Raw genomic sequence first — 17,384 nt, 5'->3', positions numbered from 1 at the left:
CGCTTGCGTCAATGTCCCGGTGGAGGGGCGTTCTGGTGGGCCGGCCGCTTCAAAAGCAGCAGCAGCGGGATGATGACCAGGAAGGCCAGGCCGATGATGAAGAAGATGCGGTTGAAGGCCAACACCCCGGCCTGTCGCCGTACCTCGCCGTAGATCATCCCCAGCGACGTGTGACCGGCCTGGCTGATGGAGATCCCCTTTGCAATCAAAGCCTGCTTCAATTCAGCGTAGCGCATCTGGAAGATCGGATTGTAGGGGGTTATATTGGCCACCAGGCCGGTCTGGTAGAACTGGCCGTATCTGGCCAGCAGGGTGGCGGCCATGGCGATGCCGACGCTGCCGCCGATGTTGCGCAGCAGGTTGAACATGCCGGTGGCGTTGCCCATTTCAGCCCGTGAGATGGTGGCCAGGGTCACTGTGGTCAAGGGTACGAAGATCATAGCCAGTCCGACACCCAGCACGATACGCGGCCAGGTATAGTCCCAGAATGAACCTTGCAGGTTGAGCCCCTGCATGATGAACATGGCTGAGGCCCCCAGCAGCAGTCCGAAGAATACGATCTTGCGGCCGTCACGCTTGGCCAGGGCCGCGCCGACAAAGGGCATGGTGATCAGGGTGGCTACTCCGCCGGGGGCCATGACCATGCCGGCATCGGTGGCCGAGTAGCCCATCAGGGTCTGCAGGAAGAGCGGGATCAGCATGATCGAACTGTACAGGGCAAATCCGACCACGAACATGATCAGGTTGCCGGCAGAGAAGGAGACGTTTTTGAACAGGCGCAGGTTGATGATAGGGTGGGCATGGGTCAACTCGACCCGGATCAGGGCGATCATCGAGATGATGAAAATGAGGCTGAAGGTGATGATAAAGGAGGAACTGAACCAGTCCTCCTGCTGCCCCTTGTCCAGCACCACCTGCAGTGAGCCCATGCTGGTGGTCAGCAGGAACAGTCCCCAGTAGTCGATCCTGAGCGCATGTGCCTTCTGCTTCAGGTAGGCCGGATCGAAGATGAAGAAGGCGCACATGATCATGGCGATGACCCCGATCGGCAGGTTGATGTAGAAGATCCAGCGCCAGTTCATGTTGTCGGTGATCCAGCCTCCCAAGGCCGGGCCGACGATCGGGCCGAACATGGCGCCCACGCCGAAGATGGCCATGGCCATGCCGCGCTGATTGGGCGGAAAGGTCTCCATCAGGATGGCCTGGCTAATGGGGATCAGGGCCCCGCCGGCCGCTCCCTGCAGTACCCGGAAGAAGATCAGCGCCCCCAGGTTGGGGGCCGCACCGCACAGCAGCGATGCCAGGGTAAAGAGCACGATGCAGGTCATCAGGAAGCGTTTGCGGCCGAAGACCCGCGACAGCCAGCCGGTCATGGGCAGGACCACGGCATTGGCCACCAGGTAGGAGGTCAGCACCCAGGTGACCTCATCGGTGCCGGCATTCAGGCTGCCCTGCATGTGCGGCAGGGCCACGTTGGCCACCGAGGTGTCGATGATCTCCATGATGGCCGGCAGCATGACGGTGATGGTGATCAGCCATTTGTTGATGTTCCGTTCGTCGCTCATCAGAACGGATTCAATTCCTTCAACACATCTCCGCTGCTGCGGCCGGTCAGTATCGTCGGCACCACGCTCATGCCCACCCGCAGCAGGCGCCCGGGGTCCGAACTGGTGTCGATGGCGATCTTGACCGGTATCCGCTGCACGACCTTGACGTAATTGCCGGTGGCGTTTTCGGGCGGCAGCAGTGAGAAGGCCGCGCCGGTACCGGCCATGATGCTGTCGACCCGGCCTGTGAAGACCCGGCCGGGATAGGCGTCCACCCGGAACTCAACCTTCTGACCCGGCTGAAGATAGGTGATCTGGCGTTCCTTGTAGTTGGCGGTGATCCAGGCGTCCTGCAGTGGCACCAGCGCCATCAGGGCCTGTCCGGCCTGGATGTTGACGCCCGGTTCGACGGACTTGCGGGTGATATAGCCGTCACGGGGCGCATAGATCTTTGTATAGGAAAGCTGCAGTTCCGCTTCGTTCAATTGCGCCTTGCGCTCCAGTATTTTGGCCTTTGTACCGCCTTTGTTGCCCAGCCCTGCTTCAGTCCGGGAGCGCTTGAGGTTTTCTTCGGCCTCTTTCAACTGCGATTCTGCCACGCGACGGGCCGTTTTCAGGCGGTCAAGCTGCTCTTTGGGAATGACCTCCCGGCCATAGAGCTTTTCTCCGCGCTCCTGATCCAGCAGGGCCTGGTCGTGCCTGGCCCTGGCTGTCTGCAGCGCCGCCTGGGCCGCCTCGGCCTTCAGATACTCTCCGCCGGTCTCGTTTTCAGCCACCCCGACTCCGGCTGCAGCCTTCGCAATCTGGACCTGATAATCCCGCGGGTCGATCTCCAGCAGCAGGTCACCCTGCTTAACAGGTTGATTGTCGCCCACCAGCACCCGGGTGACCGTCCCTGAAACCCTGGATGAGACCTGTACAATGCGGGCTTCGATAAAGGCATTGTCGGTCTCGATGCGGGTTTTGCCGGCGATGAACATCTTTAGGCCGAGCCACCCGCCAACGGCGATCAGGATGCACAGAACAATGATGCCCTTGTATTTTCTGCTGCCCGGTTTCTTTTCAGGAAGAAGTTCTGCTGCCGTTGTTTCTGTTTGGGGTGCCGCTGAATGTTCATCTGTCATATCTGTCTCCACAATGCTTACAGTTCTCCACGTGATTTGTTCAGACGTGCCGCGGCGGTCTGGTGATCATAGAAGGCCCGGTAGTAATCGGTTTTGGCCTGGGTTACCAGGGTCTGGGCATCCAGAACTTCGGTGGCAGTACCGACCCGCTCCCGGTACCGTTCCCGGTTGATGCGAAGGTTCTCTTCACTCTGGCGGATGGCGGTCTCTGCTACCTTGATGCGCTCTTGTGCAACGGCTGTATCATTGCTGGCGGTGTCTGCTTCCAGCCGGGCCTGCTGCTCCGCCAGTTGGAGTGTTGCCTGGATCTTTGAGCGGTTTTTGAGCGCTGTTTCCCGGGCTGCCGTAGAAGCAAAGCCATCGAACAGGTTGACCTTGATGCCGATGACCGCCGACATGATGGCCTGCTCGCGTACCTTGTCGTTCTGTACGTAATCCAGCGCCAGGCGCGTGTACAGCTCGGGCAGGAAATTGCTGCGGCTCTCCCGGACCTCTGATTCGCCGGCCTCCAGGCTATGGCGCAGGGCCCGGATATCATGACGCAGCGAAAGGTCGATGCCGCTGTTACCCGGATCGGGCTGTCCAGCGCCCGAAACGGCAGCTGATTCATCCAGTTCGGCGCGGAAGCCTGACCCGTTACCGGTGAGGAAATTAAGCTGCAGCCAGATGTTTTCACGGCGGTTCCTGATTGCCAGCAGCTTCTGGCGGGCAGCAGCCAGGCGCACCTCGGCCTGGAGGACATCGTTGCGGGTGACGACCCCCTCCTCAAACAGCACCTGTGCCACGCGGCGGTGCTCATCCACCTGGGCGGCCTCTTCGCTGGCGGCCTGGATCAGTTTTCCGGCTTCAAGCAGGCCGAAATAGGTCTCAATCACCTGCAGAGAAACATCGCTGCGTCTGGCCTCAAACAGCTGGGCTGCGGCGTCAACCTGGGCACCGGCCTGGTGTGTGCGTGCTTCGCGCCGGCCGAAATCGTAGAGCGTATAGTTGGCCGAGAGACCGGCAAAGGCAAAGTCGGCCTCCTGGGTTTCGACTGTGCGGCCGCTGATGATGACCGCCTGGGGTTCAAGCTGCATGGTATAGCCGGCCTGGGCGTCGATGCGCGGCAGATAGGCCGCTTTCGCCTGGCGGACACGTTCCTGGGCGATGCGGCTGTCCCAGCCGGAACTCTTCAGGGCCGGGTTGTTGTCCCGTGCCTGCTGCAGGCACTCATGCAGGGAAAGTGTCGCGCTCCAGGCCAGTGAGGTGAACAGCACAAGAGCAGTTGTCAGCAGGCTAACACGATGGAGTTTCATACACGCTCCCTTCTTCACGCAGGATTTCAAGCATGCGGCGCAGTTCACTGACTTCATGTTGCGTGAGCCCACGGGTGAGCTTTTTCAGCGTACGGTCGGCGCACTCGGACAGAGGGCCTTCCATCCCTTTACCCCGTTCGGTAAGGTGGATTTTGTAAGCCCGCCGGTCCTGGGGGTGCTGGCGACGCTCCACCAGCCCGAGTTTTTCCAGTCGATCGACCAGTCCACCGATTGTGGTCCGGTCGATCTGACCCTTTTCGGACAATTCGACCTGTGTCAAGCCGTCCTGCTGCCACAGAAATGCCAGCAGCCCGAATTGCGGCGGTGTCAGGTCGTAGGTTTCAATTTCACTGCGCATGATCGCCCAGGCGCGCTGATAGGCCTTGGAGAGCAGAAAGCCGATGCTTTTATTGATGTCATACATGCGTTAGATACCTCCTTGGTGCGTTTAATCATTATGCATATAATCAGTATGCTGTCAATATGTATCTGAGTGAAAAGCGTTTACAACCGCAGCATGTTTGCATATCATGTCCAGCCATGCTGACAACAGTCGAACCGGTCATCCGCCCCATGAAAGAGTCTGATCTTCCCCTTGTTCTGGCCATAGAACAGGCATCGTTTCCGGCACCCTGGAATCGCGATCATTTTCTGCACGAGATAGCTGCGCCCCATTCATATCCATTTGTTGCCGAATGCGCCGGGGTGGTGGCCGGGTACGTCTGTTTGACCGCTTTGTTCGAAGAAGCGCAGATTCTTGATATCGCCGTTGCGCTGGAATCGAGGGGCAGGGGCGTTGCCGGGCTGCTGATGGAATATGCCTGCTTGCTGGCCAGGGAAAAAGGTGCCGAATATATGGCACTGGAGGTCAGGGACAGCAACAGCGCTGCAATCGCCCTCTACGAAAAGATCGGATTTGTCCGCGTCGGCTGTCGCTCCAGGTATTATGAAGGCAGGGATGATGCGGTATTGATGGAAAAAAAACTACAAGGAGATTCTTCATGCAGTTCACATCCATGATTCTTTCCAATGCGGAGGTTTCGCCCGGCTACTGGCGCATGCGCATGACCGCCCCGCAGGAGTTTGCCGCTGCTTCACCCGGGCAGTTCGTGATGGTGCGGGTGGCAGGCGCGATCGACCCGCTGCTGCGGCGCCCCTTCGGCATTTTCGACGTCGGCGTCCATTCGCCGGCCCAGAGCGGTGCCGTAGCGCAGCCGTTTTTCGAGATGCTCTACCGGGTGGTCGGGAAGGGAACGGCCATGCTCTCGACCCTGCACACCAGCGACCTGCTGGACATCCTCGGCCCGCTGGGAAGCGGTTTCGACCTCGGCACTCCGAACGAGGAGAAGCTGATCGTAGGGGGCGGGGTCGGGCTGGCGCCGCTTTATCTGCTGGCCAGGGAACTGGTGAAAAAATCACCTGTGCGGCTGTTTGCCGGCGGCAGGACCCGGGACGACATCCTCTGCATCACCGAGTTCGAGCGGCTGGGGGTGGAATGCTACACCGCCACCGAGGACGGTTCACTGGGGGAACGGGGCTTGGTGACCGAGGCCTTGCTGCGCCGTCTGGACGAACTCAAGGGCAGGGCAACCATCTACGCCTGCGGGCCGCACGGCATGCTGAACGCTGTCGCCACTATCGCAGCGGACAGGAATATCCCCTGCCAGGTTTCGCTGGAAGGATATATGGCCTGCGGGGTGGGGGCCTGTCTGGGGTGTGTCGCGCCCGGAGCCGCTCATTCAACCGACACACCCGATTTCCGCTGTGTCTGTACTGAAGGGCCGGTCTTTGAATCAGGCGAACTGAAGTGGAGGGATTGAACATGAAACCTGATATGACTGTCAACCTGGCCGGAATCCCGCTGCGTAACCCGGTTATGACCGCCTCGGGCACCTTCGGCTATGGCGAGGAGTTTGCTGAATATGTGAATCTGGAATCCATCGGCGCCTTTGTCACCAAGGGGCTTTCGCTCAAGCCGCGGGCCGGCAATCCGACCCCGCGCATTGTCGAGACCCCCGGCGGGATGCTGAACGCCATCGGACTGCAGAATGTGGGCATCGAGGCCTTTATCGCCAAGAAGGTCCCTTTTCTGCGGAGCGTCAACACGCCGGCCATTGCCAACTATTTCGGCAATACGATCGATGAATATGTTGAAATGACCCGTCGCCTGGATGAAATCCCGGAGGTGGCAGGGCTGGAAATCAATATCTCCTGCCCCAATGTCAAACAGGGGGGCATCGTCTTCGGCACCGACCCGGCCTGCGCCTTCGATGTCGTGTCAGCCTGCCGCAGGGCAACCATCAAGCCGCTGATCGTCAAGCTCTCCCCCAATGTCACCGATGTGGTCGTCATGGCCAGGGCCTGTGAGGATGCCGGGGCGGATGCGCTTTCGCTGATCAATACCCTGACCGGCATGGCCATCGATCTGAACAAACGCCGTCCGGTGCTGGCCAATATCACCGGCGGTTTCTCCGGTCCGGCCATCAAGCCGATCGCCCTGCGCATGGTCTGGCAGGTGGCAAAAGCTGTCAAGGTCCCGATTATCGGCATCGGCGGGATCATGAACGCCACCGATGCGCTGGAGTTCATCCTGGCCGGTGCCACGGCAATTCAGGTCGGCACCGCCAGCTTCATCAACCCCGGCGCTGCCCAGCGTATCGCCGAGGAGATGGAGGCCTGGCTGGTTGCCAACAACATTGTTGATATAAAAAGCATGATCGGCGCACTGGAAACATGACCGCGTGACGGAACTATGGCTGGCATTCATGGCCGGTCTGGCCGGCAGCGGCCATTGCCTGGGGATGTGCGGCGGGATCGTGGCTGTCCTGGCCGTAGCCAGCCCGGGCGCGTCATATGGTCAGCGCGTCCGCTTGAATCTGGCCTATCATAGCGGGCGTGTGATTACCTACACCCTGCTTGGCCTGCTGGCGGGGGCCGCCTCCCAGCTGGCGCTGTTCAGCATCATCAAGCCGCCGTTGTACTGGCTGTTTGCAGCTGCCAACATCATGGTGGTTGTGATCGGATTGTCGACAGCATTCGGATTTAGGGGCTTAAGTCTGTCACGTTTGGACGGCAGCGGATGGGGGTTCATGTCGCATGCGCTGCGCCGGGCCTCGGCACAGGCTTCTGTGTCGGCTTTTGTCGGCGCGGGTCTTGTCATGGGACTGATCCCCTGCGGCATGGTCTACGGGGTCCTGATCACGGCAGCCACCCGCGGTTCCTGGCTGCAGGGCGGGGTCCAGATGCTGGCCTTTGGACTGGGTACGATCCCGGTGCTTTTGGCATACGGACAGGTAGCGACAGCACTTTCTGCAATGGCCGGTTCAATGTTAATGCGGGTAATGGGGATCGTAGTTGCGCTGCTGGGGGCCGGTGGTGTTCTCAAGGCGCTGAATATGTTGGGGCTGGTGCCGCCTCTGCGCCTGTGGTGATAAAGCCCTTTTACCGTACATTTCCCGCTACTGCGCGGTGGAGATAGTGATGTCTCCGTACCACGCAGTAGCCTCGCCTCCGGTATTATCCGTGTCCGTCATGATTGCAATGGCGCCGATCTCGCGCGGTTCCTCGGCAAACAGTCGCCGGTAATCAGCCAGTACGTCGCGTTCTTCCGTTAGCCATGTTCCGCACTTATCGGACCCGGATTCGACGGCCAGCATCATGGCGTTTCCGGTAAACGCATTGGGAATGGATGCTCCCCTGGGCAGCCGGTTGGCCCAGATGTAGTTGATGGCCCTGGTTTGCCAGAAAAATCGGCCCGGAAAAACAACATAGATCCGTGCTGCGTAGTCGTCACCGTTCCTGCTTGTTTCGTTTCCGTTTTTTATGATGGCCGCTATCTTCCATGACCAGCGCAGGTGACGAAAACGGGCCGGATCGAGTTTGACAGTTTTAAACAAACCTGATGCCGAACCGGCGCTATGAGCCTTGATTACCGTTCGTCCCCCCTCCTGTACAAGCGTGTATTCCGTCATCCCCTTGAAACTCTTGACATTCCAGCCCGCAAGCCCTTCGGCTGCATAGTTGCTGACGGCTATTGTATCGGCGTTTGCGATACTGCTCATGCATGCTGTTACTACGATAAGTAAAACAGATAGTTTCATAGTATCTCCACGTGAGTATAGTAATAGCATTATTGACTTGAAACGAAAATCCAAAATATGTAGATTACCGATCCGGGGCATCGATTCAGACGATAAAGGTGGAATGTCATGACATTAAAGCAGTTGGAGGTATTTGTTGCCGTTGCAGAAGCACACAGTTTTTCCAAGGGCGCCGAAAAAACCTGCATCACGCAGTCAACCGCCAGCCAGCATATTCAAGGCCTGGAAGCAGAGCTGGGTATTCGCCTTTTTGACCGGGGCCGGGGAGGGGCGCTGCTGACTGAGGCGGGCAAGCTGTTTTTAAGCCGTGCTTTAAAGATACTGTCGGAGTGTGATGAATCACGTTCAGCTGTGCGGCGTTTTCTGGGTATGGAGGACGTGATCCTGAAGGTCGGCGCCAGCAATATTCCCGGTACCTGCCTGATTCCTGCCGCATTGGGGCGGTTTCAGGCCGAGTGTCCGCGGGTACGGCTGGAGGTGTCCCAGGGCGACAGCAGGTCGGTGGTTCAGCAGCTGGTGGCTGAAGAGATTGAACTCGGATTCATCGGCGGGCGCTATGACGATGAACGGGTTCATTTCGAGGAAATGGGTGAGGACACGATTGTCTGTGCCGTAGCGCGCGACAGGCAGGCTTCCGCAAAAGCGGGACTCAGCCAGGCGGAATTGTGCAAGGTGCCGCTGGTGGTGCGCGAGCAGGGTTCCGGCACCCAGAAGGCGGTCTATGAGGCCCTGGCAAAAACCTGGATCAATAGGGATGCGCTGCGGATTGTCGCGGTGCTGGGCAGCAGTGAAGCCGTCAAACGAGCACTTTTGGAGGGTGCCGGGTATGCCTTTGTTTCCAGCATGTCAATCGGAGAGGAGTTGGCCAACGGCAGCCTGACAACCGTCAGGATCCCCGGTCTCAAGATCACCCGTAAATTCTATGCCGCCTACCGTTCCGGCCGCGAACAGTCACCTGCCGCAACGGCCTTTCTGTCGTTGATGTTGTCCCATCCTGTGTAGTCACGTGACAAAAGGCCACATAAAAAGGGCGATGGGAATCGATCCCATCGCCCTTTTATCATGGTGAGTGGCTTCGTGAAAGGTTTACTCCGCCTTGACGAACTGCCCTTTTTCACCGCATTTCTCGCATTTCTGCGGTTTGCAGCGACCTTCCTTCGTAAATCCACAGGTGCATTTCCAGGTTGCCATGTTGTCACCTCCTTGTCTGTCGGGTTGTTTGCATATCCTGAAAAGTAATGCTACATTCCTTCCGTCGATTACCTCACCACACAAGGATTTCATCTCATGAGTGAACTTGTCTTTATCCTGCTTTTTTTCGGAATACCGGGCATCTTCGGTTTCATCATGGCCCGCAAGCGGGGGAAAAATCCGTATCTGTGGGGCTTTTTAAGCGCCATCTTCCCGTTTTTCCTGCTGGTGCTCAAGATGCAGCACAAACCACTTGATAAGAAGCGGGACAACCCTCCCGTCTGATGTGAGGGCTACTTGATACAGACCTTGCGCACTTCCTTCAAATCCGTCAACCCCTGAATACATTTCAAGATTCCATCCTGTTTGAGCGTAGTCATGCCGTCATGGATGGCCTGGCGGCGAATGTTCTCGACCTCTGATTTGTGCTTGATCAGTGACTTCATCGGGTCGGTTCCTTCCAGCAGTTCGTGCAGTCCGAGACGCCCCTTATACCCCGACTCTCCGCATTTGGAACAGCCGACGGCCTTATGCAGTCTGATATCGGCCGGTTTGATGCCGGTCTTTTTAAAATCCTCCAGGCCGTACTCGATGATGAGATCCTCGATTTCCTTGCGCGCGGGTGCGTATTCCTTCTTGCAGTCGCTGCAGAGCCGCCGCGCCAGGCGCTGGGCCAATATGCAGAGGATGGCATCGGAAAAACTGAACGGATCCAGTTCCATGTCCAGCAGGCGGGTGATCGTTTCCGGGGCGGAATTGGTATGGAGCGTCGAGAACACCAGATGACCGGTCAGGGATGCTTCTATCCCGATTTCAGCGGTTTCCTGGTCGCGCATCTCGCCGACCATGATCACGTCCGGGTCGGCCCGCAGGAAGGAACGCAGCGCGGCGGCAAAGGTAAATCCGATCTTTGGATGCACCTGCACCTGGCGCAGTCCGCGCTGGGTTATTTCCACCGGATCCTCTGCCGTCCAGATCTTGGTCTCCGGGGTATTGATGACGGAGATGGCGGAATGCAGCGTGGTTGTCTTGCCGGAACCGGTCGGGCCGACGACCAGGATCAGTCCGTAGGGCTGTCTGATACAGGCCTCCAGCACGCGAGCGTTGCGCTCGGTAAGCCCCAGCTTGTTGTAGGGGAGCGCCGCCTCTCCCGATGCCAGGACGCGCATGACCACATCCTCCAGTTGACCGGCGGTCGGGACCGTGGCGACACGCAGTTCAACATCGAGCGGTCCGAATTTCTTGAAATCGATCTTGCCGTCCTGGGGCTTGCGCCGCTCGGAGATGTCCAGTCCGCACATGATCTTGATGCGGGAAGGGATGGCGTATTTGTACTTGTAGGGGATTCTCTGGTACAGCTGGCAGCGGCCGTCGATGCGCATGCGGACCTGGACATCTTCCTTGCCGGGGTAGGGTTCGATGTGGATATCCGAGACCTTTCTCTGGACGGCGTCCATGATGATTTTGTTGACCAGCTGAACAATAACACTGTCCTGTTCAGATACCTTTTGCGACTCGGAATCGACCTCCGGTTCGTCGCTTGTATCCAGTTTGTTAAGCAGGTCGTTGATGCTGCCGCCGGCTGCCAGTGACGCGCCGTGGTGGTAGAACAGGTTGATGTAGTTCTGGATGTCCTCACGGAAGGCACCGATGTAGCTGATGCGCTTGTATTCGGGGTACACGAACTTGATGGTGTCGTGACGGCCCAGATCGCTGGGGTCGTCCATGACGATATGCAAGATGCTGTTCTCGATCTTGAAGGGCACCCAATGTTCCTTTGCAAGCCGGTCCGGCCGGACCCGTCTTAGCAAATCCTCGTCCAGTGGTTGTGTGGCAGGATCATAGCCGATGAACTCCGTGCCGAAGAACAGGGACAGGTTCCTGGTCATATCCTCTTTGGTGACCCCGAAATCCCTTATCAGGACGCAATCGAGGCCGATTCGGGAAATATCCGGGTGGGCGCCGGCTTTTTCAAGGATCTTGTCGTCGATCAGGTTCTTGTCCAGCAGATAGTTGTAGCGCGGCATCTGGCGGATCACCTTGGTGGTGGCCGAGATGCGATAGATATTGTGGATGGCTACGGAGAGCGATGCGGCCAGTTCCATGGCATAGCTGATGTCGATGTCATTGAAGAGTGTGCCGTCTTTTTTGTTGATGATCTGGATGATCCCGATCAGTGATTTCTGAAACTTCATCGGGACGCACAGCACCTGCTGTGTTACGAAGCCGGTCTTCTTGTCCCAGCTGTCGTCAAATTTGAGGTTGCTGCAGACCATGTGCAGTTCATGGGCATCATAGGCGTTTCTTATGTGAAGCACGGTCCCTGACAGGGCGCAGTAACCGGCCAGGCTGGTATCGCTGATCGGAACAACGATCTGCTGGAGTTCAACCCCGGACTTTACCTTGGAGATCAGCAGATTGCGTTTGGCATCGGCCACGTAAATGGTCATCCGCTCGGCACTGAACAGCGTGGCTATGCTGTCCTTGATCTGGATCAGGATGGTATTAAGGTTGTCGGCCGAATGCAGCTCGTTGATCTTGTCCATCAACCGCTTGCGATATTCGAGCTGCTGTTTGAGGGAATTCGATTCCTGGGGCATGGTATTGTCCTGAGGATGTAGTGAAAGTGTTGGAATGTTACCAGATTCCATGTATTTCACAAGTGAAATGCTGAATTATGATCAGGGACCTTTCCGGTTGACTCTCATTAATATATTGGTACAATCCGGCCCTGTCACGCAATGCCAGCTGGATTGAGCTGTGAAATCAGTCAACCGCAATAAGGAGATGTGCAATGCCGGAATTGCCGGAGGTTGAGAGTGTTGTCCGTACCCTGCGGGATGGTATTCCGGCCCTTGGAGGGTTACGGATTTCTTTTGTTACTGTTGTCTGGAATGGAGTTGTTGCAGATGGTTATGGTGAGATTGCTGATGCAGCGCTTGAAGGATATTGTTTCACCTCCATTGCCCGGCATGGAAAGTATCTGCTCTTTTACCTGGCATCTCCCCGCAAGCAGACGCGCGTACTGATCATCCATCTGCGCATGACCGGCCGGCTTTTCCTGGTGCCGCACAGCTTAGCCATTGAGCGGCATACGCGTCTGGTGCTGATGCTGGATAAAGGTCTGGCGCTGCGATTTGACGACCCGCGCAAGTTCGGCCGGGTCTGGCTGGTGGATGATCCGGCAATTGTCATCGGAGGGTTGGGGCCGGATGCCCTGACGCTGGGTTATGCAGAGTTTGCTGCACGCCTGGCAGGTCACCGCCGCCGACTCAAACCGCTTTTGCTGGACCAGTCCTGTGTGGCGGGCATAGGTAATATCTATGCCGATGAAAGCCTCTTCCGGGCCGGATTGCATCCGCTTGTGATCGCCTCGGAACTAACGCCCGCTGACATTCGTCGCTTACATGCCGCTGTTACCTCGGTGTTGGCGGAAGCGGTTGAGGCCCAGGGGGCCAATATCGATGGTGTCTTCAAGGCCGGCAGTTTTGTTGTCAGTGTCTACGGCAGGGAAGGGGCACCCTGCCGGGTCTGCGGTACGGCTGTCAGCAAAATCAGGGTCGGGCAGCGTGGTACCCATTATTGTCCGCATTGCCAGGTCTTATTGCCAGGCGCTGCAAAATAACAAGCGCTGAATGTGAGAGCGTTGTGGAACTTGACTTTGTCGCTGCCGGTGTTACAAGATAGCACGCTTGGGTGACGCATAACGCAGCAGCATCTGCATGGGAGGGTAGTTCATGAAGTTACGGGTGTTGGGCAGTGCCGGAGCGGAATTCCCCGACTTCAGGCCACCGGCGTTTCTGATAAACGATCACCTGCTGCTGGATGCTGGCACAATCGGAGCCGCACTGAGCGAAGAAGAGCAGTGGAAGCTGCAGCACATCTGTATTACCCATTCCCATCTTGACCACATCCGCGGCATTCCTGCCCTGGCGGATAACATCATCATCAAGAATCTCCGGCATACGGTTACGGTCTATAGTACCCAGGATGTGGTTTCTGCCCTGCGGAATCACCTGTTCAACAACATCATCTGGCCGGACTTTACCGTAATTCCTACCCCGGACAGCCCGGTGATAGCATTTGAGACGATCGAATCCAACAGGGAGTATTCCGTGTCCGATTACAGCATCCGAGCGATTCCGGTCAATCATACCGTTCCGGCGGTCGGGTATCGAGTCTGTCAGGGTGCCACAACGTTGGTCTACAGCGGCGACACCGGTCCGACCGAAGAGCTCTGGCGCTATGCAAGCGGAATTGATGCACTGATTGTAGAGGTCTCATTCCCCAATTCCATGGAATCACTGGCTTTGTTGACAAAGCATCTGACCTGCTCCCTATTGAAAGTGGAGCTGGATAAAATTGCCGTATTACCGAAGCGGATCCTCATCACTCACCCGAAACCGCAGTATGTCGATGTCATCCGCGCAGAGATCAATTCTCTCGGCCTGCGGGGCATTGAACTCCTGCACGACGGCGCGGTGTTTGATATCTGACACCCACTCGAGACGCCATGTTTATTGCCCTGGGACGCTGGTCCATCATACGTTTGTCGATTGCCGCAGATATATCTGCGATGATCGCTACGGCCCTGAAAAATGTTCTGCCAGCGCTGCGTTACAGGAACAGCGCCATCCGTTCGGTGTTCCTGAAGCAGCTCTATTTTACCGGCCTGGAGGCGTCCGGAATTATTGTCACCGTTGCCGTGATTCTTGGAACGGTTGTCATAACCCAGGTAGTCAGCCTGGTGGGCACGAACGGATCGCTGACCGGCAAAATCCTGGTCTGGGTGGTGCTGAGGGAACTGGCCCCGCTGCTGACGGCAATTGTCGTCATTGCACGCAGCGGAACTGCCATCGCCACTGAATTGGGAAATATGAAGATCAATGGAGAAATTGACACGCTTGAAATGATGGGGATTCCGGCTGAGCGCTATCTGCTGCTGCCCCGCATTATCGGCGTTACCTGCTCGCTTGTGATCCTGATGATCTATTTTGTCATGGTCTCATTTTTCTCCAGCTTCATCATAGCCTCGCTCGGCTGGCACATTTCCTATGAGCAGTTCAGTCAGGGGATTCTATCGGTGCTGGGGGTCAGGGAGATTGTTGTGCTGTTTAGCAAAGGTATCCTGTTTGGTCTCTGCATCTCTGCGACCTGCTGCAGTTACGGGCTGAGTGTCGGCCGGAGTGTAACCGAAATCCCCCAGGCAGCTACCAGGGCCGTAATGACGAGCCTGATAGCCGTGTTTATTCTGGACGGTCTGCTGACCTATCTGTCTGCCATAGCGTTTTAATGATCTGGATTTTCCGACTCAATTTCAGCTGAGCAGGATAAATACTGTCGCTGAAATCGTATTTAGTCTTGCTAAAACAGCCAGTTTGGAGTATTGTTCCAGCTCCGAAATAGTAATAAATTCAATTTAGTGCGGAGGAAAAGATGTACAGTCAACCGGGCAAGACAAAATTTCAGGTCGATTTACGCCAGCATCTGCGTGATCAGAATATCAGCGGCAATCTGGTACATCTGATCTGTGAGATCGCCGAAGCCAGCAAGTACGTAATCAACGCGGTTCGTACCGGTGATCTGGGTGTTGCCGGTACATCCAATCTGTATGGTGAGGAGCAACTGGCCCTGGATGTGCTTTCCGACCGTATCATGCGTAAGCGGCTGCAGCATTCCGGAGTGGTCTGCAACATCGCTTCCGAAGAGATGGAGGAGATCTTTCAGGTGACCAGCAATCCCAAGGGCATGTTCTCGGTTGCCTATGATCCCCTGGACGGCTCGTCACTGGTGGATGTCAATCTTGCCGTGGGAACCATTGTTGGTATCTACCAGGGTGATGATCTGCTGCAGCCGGGCCGCAATATGGTCGGCGCCATGTATATCCTCTATGGACCGCGGGTTTCCATGGTATATTCGGTGGGAAAAGGTGTTTATGAATTCACCATGAACCAGTTGATGGAGTACACCCTGACCCGCGAGAACATCAAGATGGAGCCGTCTGGTAATATCTATTCTCCCGGCGGTCTCCGCAAGAAATACAGTGAAGGCAATGAGCGTTTTATCCGCTACCTGGAGGATAAGGGTTCGAAACTGCGCTATTCGGGCGGTTTCGTGCCGGATATCAACCAGATCCTGATGAAGGGCAAGGGTGTTTTCATGTATCCGGCTCTTAATGACAGTCCCAACGGCAAGTTGCGTTTGCTGTTCGAGCTCAACCCCATGGCCTTTTTGCTGGAACAGGCCGGTGGAGCAGCAACAAATGGTGATATTCCGATTCTTGATATCGTGCCGGAAGGATTGGATCAACGCTGCCCCGTGTACATCGGCTGCCGCGAGGATGTGGGCAAGGCTGGTGAATTCCTGAACGGGGATTGTTAGGAATGTCCTTGGACGCAGCCGCTAAAGACATGCTTGCAGCAAAATTGCCGGTTAAGCGCCTGTGCAATGAAATTCAGCTCTTTGATCTGTGCGACCGGGAGACCTGTTCATTCAAGGATGGAAGATTCTGTACCCATGCTGAATATCTGGCTAAATTTGAACAGATATCTGAAGCTGAAACGATTCGTCCCGAGGTTTTTGGCTCCGGGGATCCGGATGAGGACGAGGATGGCTTCGAAGAAGAATATGACGATGCCTTTGACGACGAGGGGTATGGCGAAGAAGCGGAGTATGATGATTAGGAGCCGTTACGAAATAACTGTTACATTCCCGGTTGTTTCGTATCGGCTCCTTATGCCGTTCTTGCATGGAAGATGTAACAGTTATTTTATTCCGACGGCTTAGTATATAAAACTGAGAGACTACTTGCCAGGAGGGTGCGGATTATTTCGCACCCTTTTCTTATGTGGCTATCTGTCAAGCTTATTTCAAAGAGCGTGTTTTGGTTTAGTCTTACCTTCTCCCTGGGCATCTACATATGTGGATGCCTTTTCTTATTCGCGCCGATTTCACGCCAAGTACCGATCCGGTACCAAGAGAAGGTTCGCCATTTTTTGTCCGCCACTGGTATGGCAAAAGGGCCGTCGCGACTTTACTGATTCAGGCCGTAGCCTGCCGATAACGGCGATGTTCGATACAAAGACGCCAGAGGATAATTGCCAGGCGTCGCGCTAAAGCTGCGATGGCTTTCTGGGCAATTCCGGTTTTGCCTAACAGACGCCGGTATATACTGTCGGCATAGTCATCTCTTGCCCTCCACATCCATGCGGCTTCAATCAACAAGCTGCGCAACCTGGTTTGGCCGACCGGAACCAACCGTCCGGAGGGTGTCTTGTTCCCGCTATGCCGTACGACAGGAGCTAGTCCGAGATAACTGGTTACTTCTTCAGGTCTCTTAAACCGATCAGGCCTGAACAACTCAAGTGCAAAAGTGGTTGCGACTGTCGGACCTACACCGGGAACTGACTGTAGGCATGCTATGCTGATGGCCACTTCTTGCGGTTTCGGCAGTGATTTCAGCTGGTGTTCGACCCTGCGCAGTTCTTCCTGGTTAAATATCAACTCGCGCAGGTAGCTTTCCAGTGTTTCCTGTGCAGATGGTTCGGTTGGCAGAGCACGCAGTGCAGTCTCTGCGCCCTGCTGCCAATGCTCCAATTCTTTCGGTTCGTTGATGCCAATGAAGAGAAGTAATCCTTTAATCCTCTGCTTGCAGCGTCTTACGGTATCGACTACCATATGGCGGCGGCGCAACAGTGTCCGACGGGCTTCTTCCTCAGGTGTTGGTATGGCGATCGACCTCAACATTCCCTTGGCAGCATATTCAGCCAGTTTCAGGCAATCGAGTCGATCACACTTGGCACTAGGAGTTACCGAACGGGGAATCTTGCTCGGTGCGGCAACGATCACCGGAATACTGGCATCATTGAGTGCTCTGGCGAGGGAAAAACCAGTAGGACCGGATTCATATGCAACAGCGCCGATCTGAATGCCCAAACCGGTAAGCAGGTCAACTACAGACTGGGGTGAGGCGGGAATCACCATAGATTGAGCGCGACCGTCAGACCGGCGAAGAGCAGCATGATAGCTGCGCTTGTGCACATCTATACCGACATAGAACAGGTCTTGTTCAAAACCGGTAACAAAACATTGCAAACCTGATAAACTGTTCCTTGCCATGTTGGCCTC

General features: G+C 56.2%; 19 protein-coding genes. 11 read left to right on the top strand and 8 right to left on the bottom strand.

The window, feature by feature from the left end:
* Positions 1-8: 8 nt before the first annotated feature.
* Genes ACOCF6_RS23650 through ACOCF6_RS23635 form a run of 4 tightly spaced genes read right to left on the bottom strand, consistent with a single transcriptional unit; the run spans position 9 to position 4,390 of the window.
* Positions 9-1,565: a DHA2 family efflux MFS transporter permease subunit gene (locus tag ACOCF6_RS23650; RefSeq protein ID WP_482462935.1), complete on the bottom strand. Its 1,557-nt coding sequence runs from the start codon at positions 1,563-1,565 to the stop codon at positions 9-11.
* Complete coding sequence (locus ACOCF6_RS23645; RefSeq protein ID WP_482462933.1) at positions 1,565-2,671, bottom strand: HlyD family secretion protein; 1,107 nt, start codon at positions 2,669-2,671, stop codon at positions 1,565-1,567. Before ACOCF6_RS23645 ends, ACOCF6_RS23650 begins: the two co-directional genes overlap by 1 nt.
* Positions 2,672-2,688: 17 nt before the next feature.
* Positions 2,689-3,966 (bottom strand): TolC family protein, encoded by a 1,278-nt coding sequence (locus ACOCF6_RS23640; RefSeq protein WP_482462931.1) that lies wholly within the window; start codon positions 3,964-3,966, stop codon positions 2,689-2,691.
* Positions 3,947-4,390, bottom strand: coding sequence for a MarR family winged helix-turn-helix transcriptional regulator (locus ACOCF6_RS23635; RefSeq protein ID WP_482462929.1), 444 nt, complete (start codon positions 4,388-4,390; stop codon positions 3,947-3,949). Before ACOCF6_RS23635 ends, ACOCF6_RS23640 begins: the two co-directional genes overlap by 20 nt.
* 116 nt (positions 4,391-4,506) lie before the next feature.
* Between ACOCF6_RS23635 and rimI the strand changes: the two genes are divergently transcribed.
* Genes rimI through ACOCF6_RS23615 form a run of 4 tightly spaced genes read left to right on the top strand, consistent with a single transcriptional unit; the run spans position 4,507 to position 7,397 of the window.
* Positions 4,507-4,986 carry a ribosomal protein S18-alanine N-acetyltransferase gene (rimI, locus tag ACOCF6_RS23630; RefSeq protein ID WP_482462927.1) on the top strand — a complete coding sequence of 160 codons (480 nt, stop codon included), beginning with the start codon at positions 4,507-4,509 and terminating at the stop codon, positions 4,984-4,986.
* Entirely contained in the window at positions 4,968-5,786 is an 819-nt protein-coding gene (locus ACOCF6_RS23625; protein WP_482462925.1) for a dihydroorotate dehydrogenase electron transfer subunit, read from the top strand. The genes rimI and ACOCF6_RS23625 overlap by 19 nt, the downstream gene beginning before the upstream one ends.
* Positions 5,787-5,788: 2 nt before the next feature.
* Positions 5,789-6,703: a dihydroorotate dehydrogenase gene (locus ACOCF6_RS23620; protein ID WP_482462923.1), complete on the top strand. Its 915-nt coding sequence runs from the start codon at positions 5,789-5,791 to the stop codon at positions 6,701-6,703.
* A 4-nt stretch (positions 6,704-6,707) separates the two neighbouring features.
* Positions 6,708-7,397 carry a sulfite exporter TauE/SafE family protein gene (locus ACOCF6_RS23615; protein WP_482462921.1) on the top strand — a complete coding sequence of 230 codons (690 nt, stop codon included), beginning with the start codon at positions 6,708-6,710 and terminating at the stop codon, positions 7,395-7,397.
* A gap of 27 nt (positions 7,398-7,424) precedes the next feature.
* Here ACOCF6_RS23615 and ACOCF6_RS23610 read toward each other — a convergent pair whose 3' ends face one another.
* A complete protein-coding gene (locus ACOCF6_RS23610; RefSeq protein ID WP_482462919.1) occupies positions 7,425-8,066 on the bottom strand; it encodes a DUF3047 domain-containing protein in 642 nt (213 codons plus the stop codon).
* Between the two features lie 108 nt (positions 8,067-8,174).
* Between ACOCF6_RS23610 and ACOCF6_RS23605 the strand changes: the two genes are divergently transcribed.
* On the top strand, positions 8,175-9,068 hold the full coding sequence (locus tag ACOCF6_RS23605; RefSeq protein ID WP_482462917.1) for a selenium metabolism-associated LysR family transcriptional regulator: 894 nt from the start codon (positions 8,175-8,177) through the stop codon (positions 9,066-9,068).
* 84 nt (positions 9,069-9,152) lie between these two features.
* Here ACOCF6_RS23605 and ACOCF6_RS23600 read toward each other — a convergent pair whose 3' ends face one another.
* Positions 9,153-9,257: an RCKP-type rubredoxin-like domain-containing protein gene (locus tag ACOCF6_RS23600; RefSeq protein WP_309362070.1), complete on the bottom strand. Its 105-nt coding sequence runs from the start codon at positions 9,255-9,257 to the stop codon at positions 9,153-9,155.
* A 96-nt stretch (positions 9,258-9,353) separates the two neighbouring features.
* Between ACOCF6_RS23600 and ACOCF6_RS23595 the strand changes: the two genes are divergently transcribed.
* Complete coding sequence (locus ACOCF6_RS23595; RefSeq protein ID WP_482462915.1) at positions 9,354-9,542, top strand: hypothetical protein; 189 nt, start codon at positions 9,354-9,356, stop codon at positions 9,540-9,542.
* Between the two features lie 8 nt (positions 9,543-9,550).
* Here ACOCF6_RS23595 and ACOCF6_RS23590 read toward each other — a convergent pair whose 3' ends face one another.
* Positions 9,551-11,857 (bottom strand): GspE/PulE family protein, encoded by a 2,307-nt coding sequence (locus ACOCF6_RS23590; protein WP_482462913.1) that lies wholly within the window; start codon positions 11,855-11,857, stop codon positions 9,551-9,553.
* A 194-nt stretch (positions 11,858-12,051) separates the two neighbouring features.
* Between ACOCF6_RS23590 and mutM the strand changes: the two genes are divergently transcribed.
* From mutM to ACOCF6_RS23565, 5 genes are all read left to right on the top strand, one after another.
* Entirely contained in the window at positions 12,052-12,882 is an 831-nt protein-coding gene (gene mutM, locus ACOCF6_RS23585; RefSeq protein WP_482462911.1) for a DNA-formamidopyrimidine glycosylase, read from the top strand.
* A gap of 112 nt (positions 12,883-12,994) precedes the next feature.
* Positions 12,995-13,753: a 3',5'-cyclic-nucleotide phosphodiesterase gene (locus ACOCF6_RS23580; protein WP_482462909.1), complete on the top strand. Its 759-nt coding sequence runs from the start codon at positions 12,995-12,997 to the stop codon at positions 13,751-13,753.
* A gap of 17 nt (positions 13,754-13,770) precedes the next feature.
* Positions 13,771-14,550, top strand: a complete 780-nt coding sequence (locus ACOCF6_RS23575; RefSeq protein WP_482462907.1) for an ABC transporter permease — start codon at positions 13,771-13,773, stop codon at positions 14,548-14,550.
* 143 nt (positions 14,551-14,693) lie between these two features.
* Positions 14,694-15,638, top strand: coding sequence for a class 1 fructose-bisphosphatase (locus ACOCF6_RS23570; protein WP_482462905.1), 945 nt, complete (start codon positions 14,694-14,696; stop codon positions 15,636-15,638).
* Positions 15,639-15,640: 2 nt separating this feature from the next.
* On the top strand, positions 15,641-15,940 hold the full coding sequence (locus ACOCF6_RS23565) for a hypothetical protein (RefSeq protein ID WP_482462903.1): 300 nt from the start codon (positions 15,641-15,643) through the stop codon (positions 15,938-15,940).
* Positions 15,941-16,298: 358 nt separating this feature from the next.
* On the opposite strand, the gene ACOCF6_RS23560 is transcribed toward ACOCF6_RS23565, so the two are convergent.
* The gene (locus ACOCF6_RS23560; protein ID WP_482460223.1) at positions 16,299-17,375 is read right to left on the bottom strand and encodes an IS110 family RNA-guided transposase; all 1,077 of its coding nucleotides are present in this window, start codon (positions 17,373-17,375) and stop codon (positions 16,299-16,301) included.
* Positions 17,376-17,384 lie beyond the last annotated feature (9 nt).

The sequence above is a fragment of the Geobacter psychrophilus genome, assembly GCF_056821595.1.
The sequence above is the reverse complement of the archived record's forward strand: the minus strand, read 5'-3'. Positions and strand labels throughout refer to the sequence as shown.

What these genes read in the sequence shown, in the direction of transcription:
- ACOCF6_RS23650 (WP_482462935.1), bottom strand. Translation starts at nt 1,565, where the DNA reads ATGAGCGACGAACGGAACATCAACAAATGGCTGATCACCATCACCGTC.
- ACOCF6_RS23625 (WP_482462925.1), top strand. Translation starts at nt 4,968, where the DNA reads ATGCAGTTCACATCCATGATTCTTTCCAATGCGGAGGTTTCGCCCGGC.
- ACOCF6_RS23645 (WP_482462933.1), bottom strand. Translation starts at nt 2,671, where the DNA reads ATGACAGATGAACATTCAGCGGCACCCCAAACAGAAACAACGGCAGCA.
- ACOCF6_RS23590 (WP_482462913.1), bottom strand. Translation starts at nt 11,857, where the DNA reads ATGCCCCAGGAATCGAATTCCCTCAAACAGCAGCTCGAATATCGCAAG.
- ACOCF6_RS23570 (WP_482462905.1), top strand. Translation starts at nt 14,694, where the DNA reads ATGTACAGTCAACCGGGCAAGACAAAATTTCAGGTCGATTTACGCCAG.
- ACOCF6_RS23560 (WP_482460223.1), bottom strand. Translation starts at nt 17,375, where the DNA reads ATGGCAAGGAACAGTTTATCAGGTTTGCAATGTTTTGTTACCGGTTTT.
- ACOCF6_RS23620 (WP_482462923.1), top strand. Translation starts at nt 5,789, where the DNA reads ATGAAACCTGATATGACTGTCAACCTGGCCGGAATCCCGCTGCGTAAC.
- ACOCF6_RS23610 (WP_482462919.1), bottom strand. Translation starts at nt 8,066, where the DNA reads ATGAAACTATCTGTTTTACTTATCGTAGTAACAGCATGCATGAGCAGT.
- mutM (WP_482462911.1), top strand. Translation starts at nt 12,052, where the DNA reads ATGCCGGAATTGCCGGAGGTTGAGAGTGTTGTCCGTACCCTGCGGGAT.
- ACOCF6_RS23635 (WP_482462929.1), bottom strand. Translation starts at nt 4,390, where the DNA reads ATGTATGACATCAATAAAAGCATCGGCTTTCTGCTCTCCAAGGCCTAT.
- ACOCF6_RS23595 (WP_482462915.1), top strand. Translation starts at nt 9,354, where the DNA reads ATGAGTGAACTTGTCTTTATCCTGCTTTTTTTCGGAATACCGGGCATC.
- ACOCF6_RS23640 (WP_482462931.1), bottom strand. Translation starts at nt 3,966, where the DNA reads ATGAAACTCCATCGTGTTAGCCTGCTGACAACTGCTCTTGTGCTGTTC.
- ACOCF6_RS23575 (WP_482462907.1), top strand. Translation starts at nt 13,771, where the DNA reads ATGTTTATTGCCCTGGGACGCTGGTCCATCATACGTTTGTCGATTGCC.
- ACOCF6_RS23600 (WP_309362070.1), bottom strand. Translation starts at nt 9,257, where the DNA reads ATGGCAACCTGGAAATGCACCTGTGGATTTACGAAGGAAGGTCGCTGC.
- ACOCF6_RS23565 (WP_482462903.1), top strand. Translation starts at nt 15,641, where the DNA reads ATGTCCTTGGACGCAGCCGCTAAAGACATGCTTGCAGCAAAATTGCCG.
- rimI (WP_482462927.1), top strand. Translation starts at nt 4,507, where the DNA reads ATGCTGACAACAGTCGAACCGGTCATCCGCCCCATGAAAGAGTCTGAT.
- ACOCF6_RS23580 (WP_482462909.1), top strand. Translation starts at nt 12,995, where the DNA reads ATGAAGTTACGGGTGTTGGGCAGTGCCGGAGCGGAATTCCCCGACTTC.
- ACOCF6_RS23605 (WP_482462917.1), top strand. Translation starts at nt 8,175, where the DNA reads ATGACATTAAAGCAGTTGGAGGTATTTGTTGCCGTTGCAGAAGCACAC.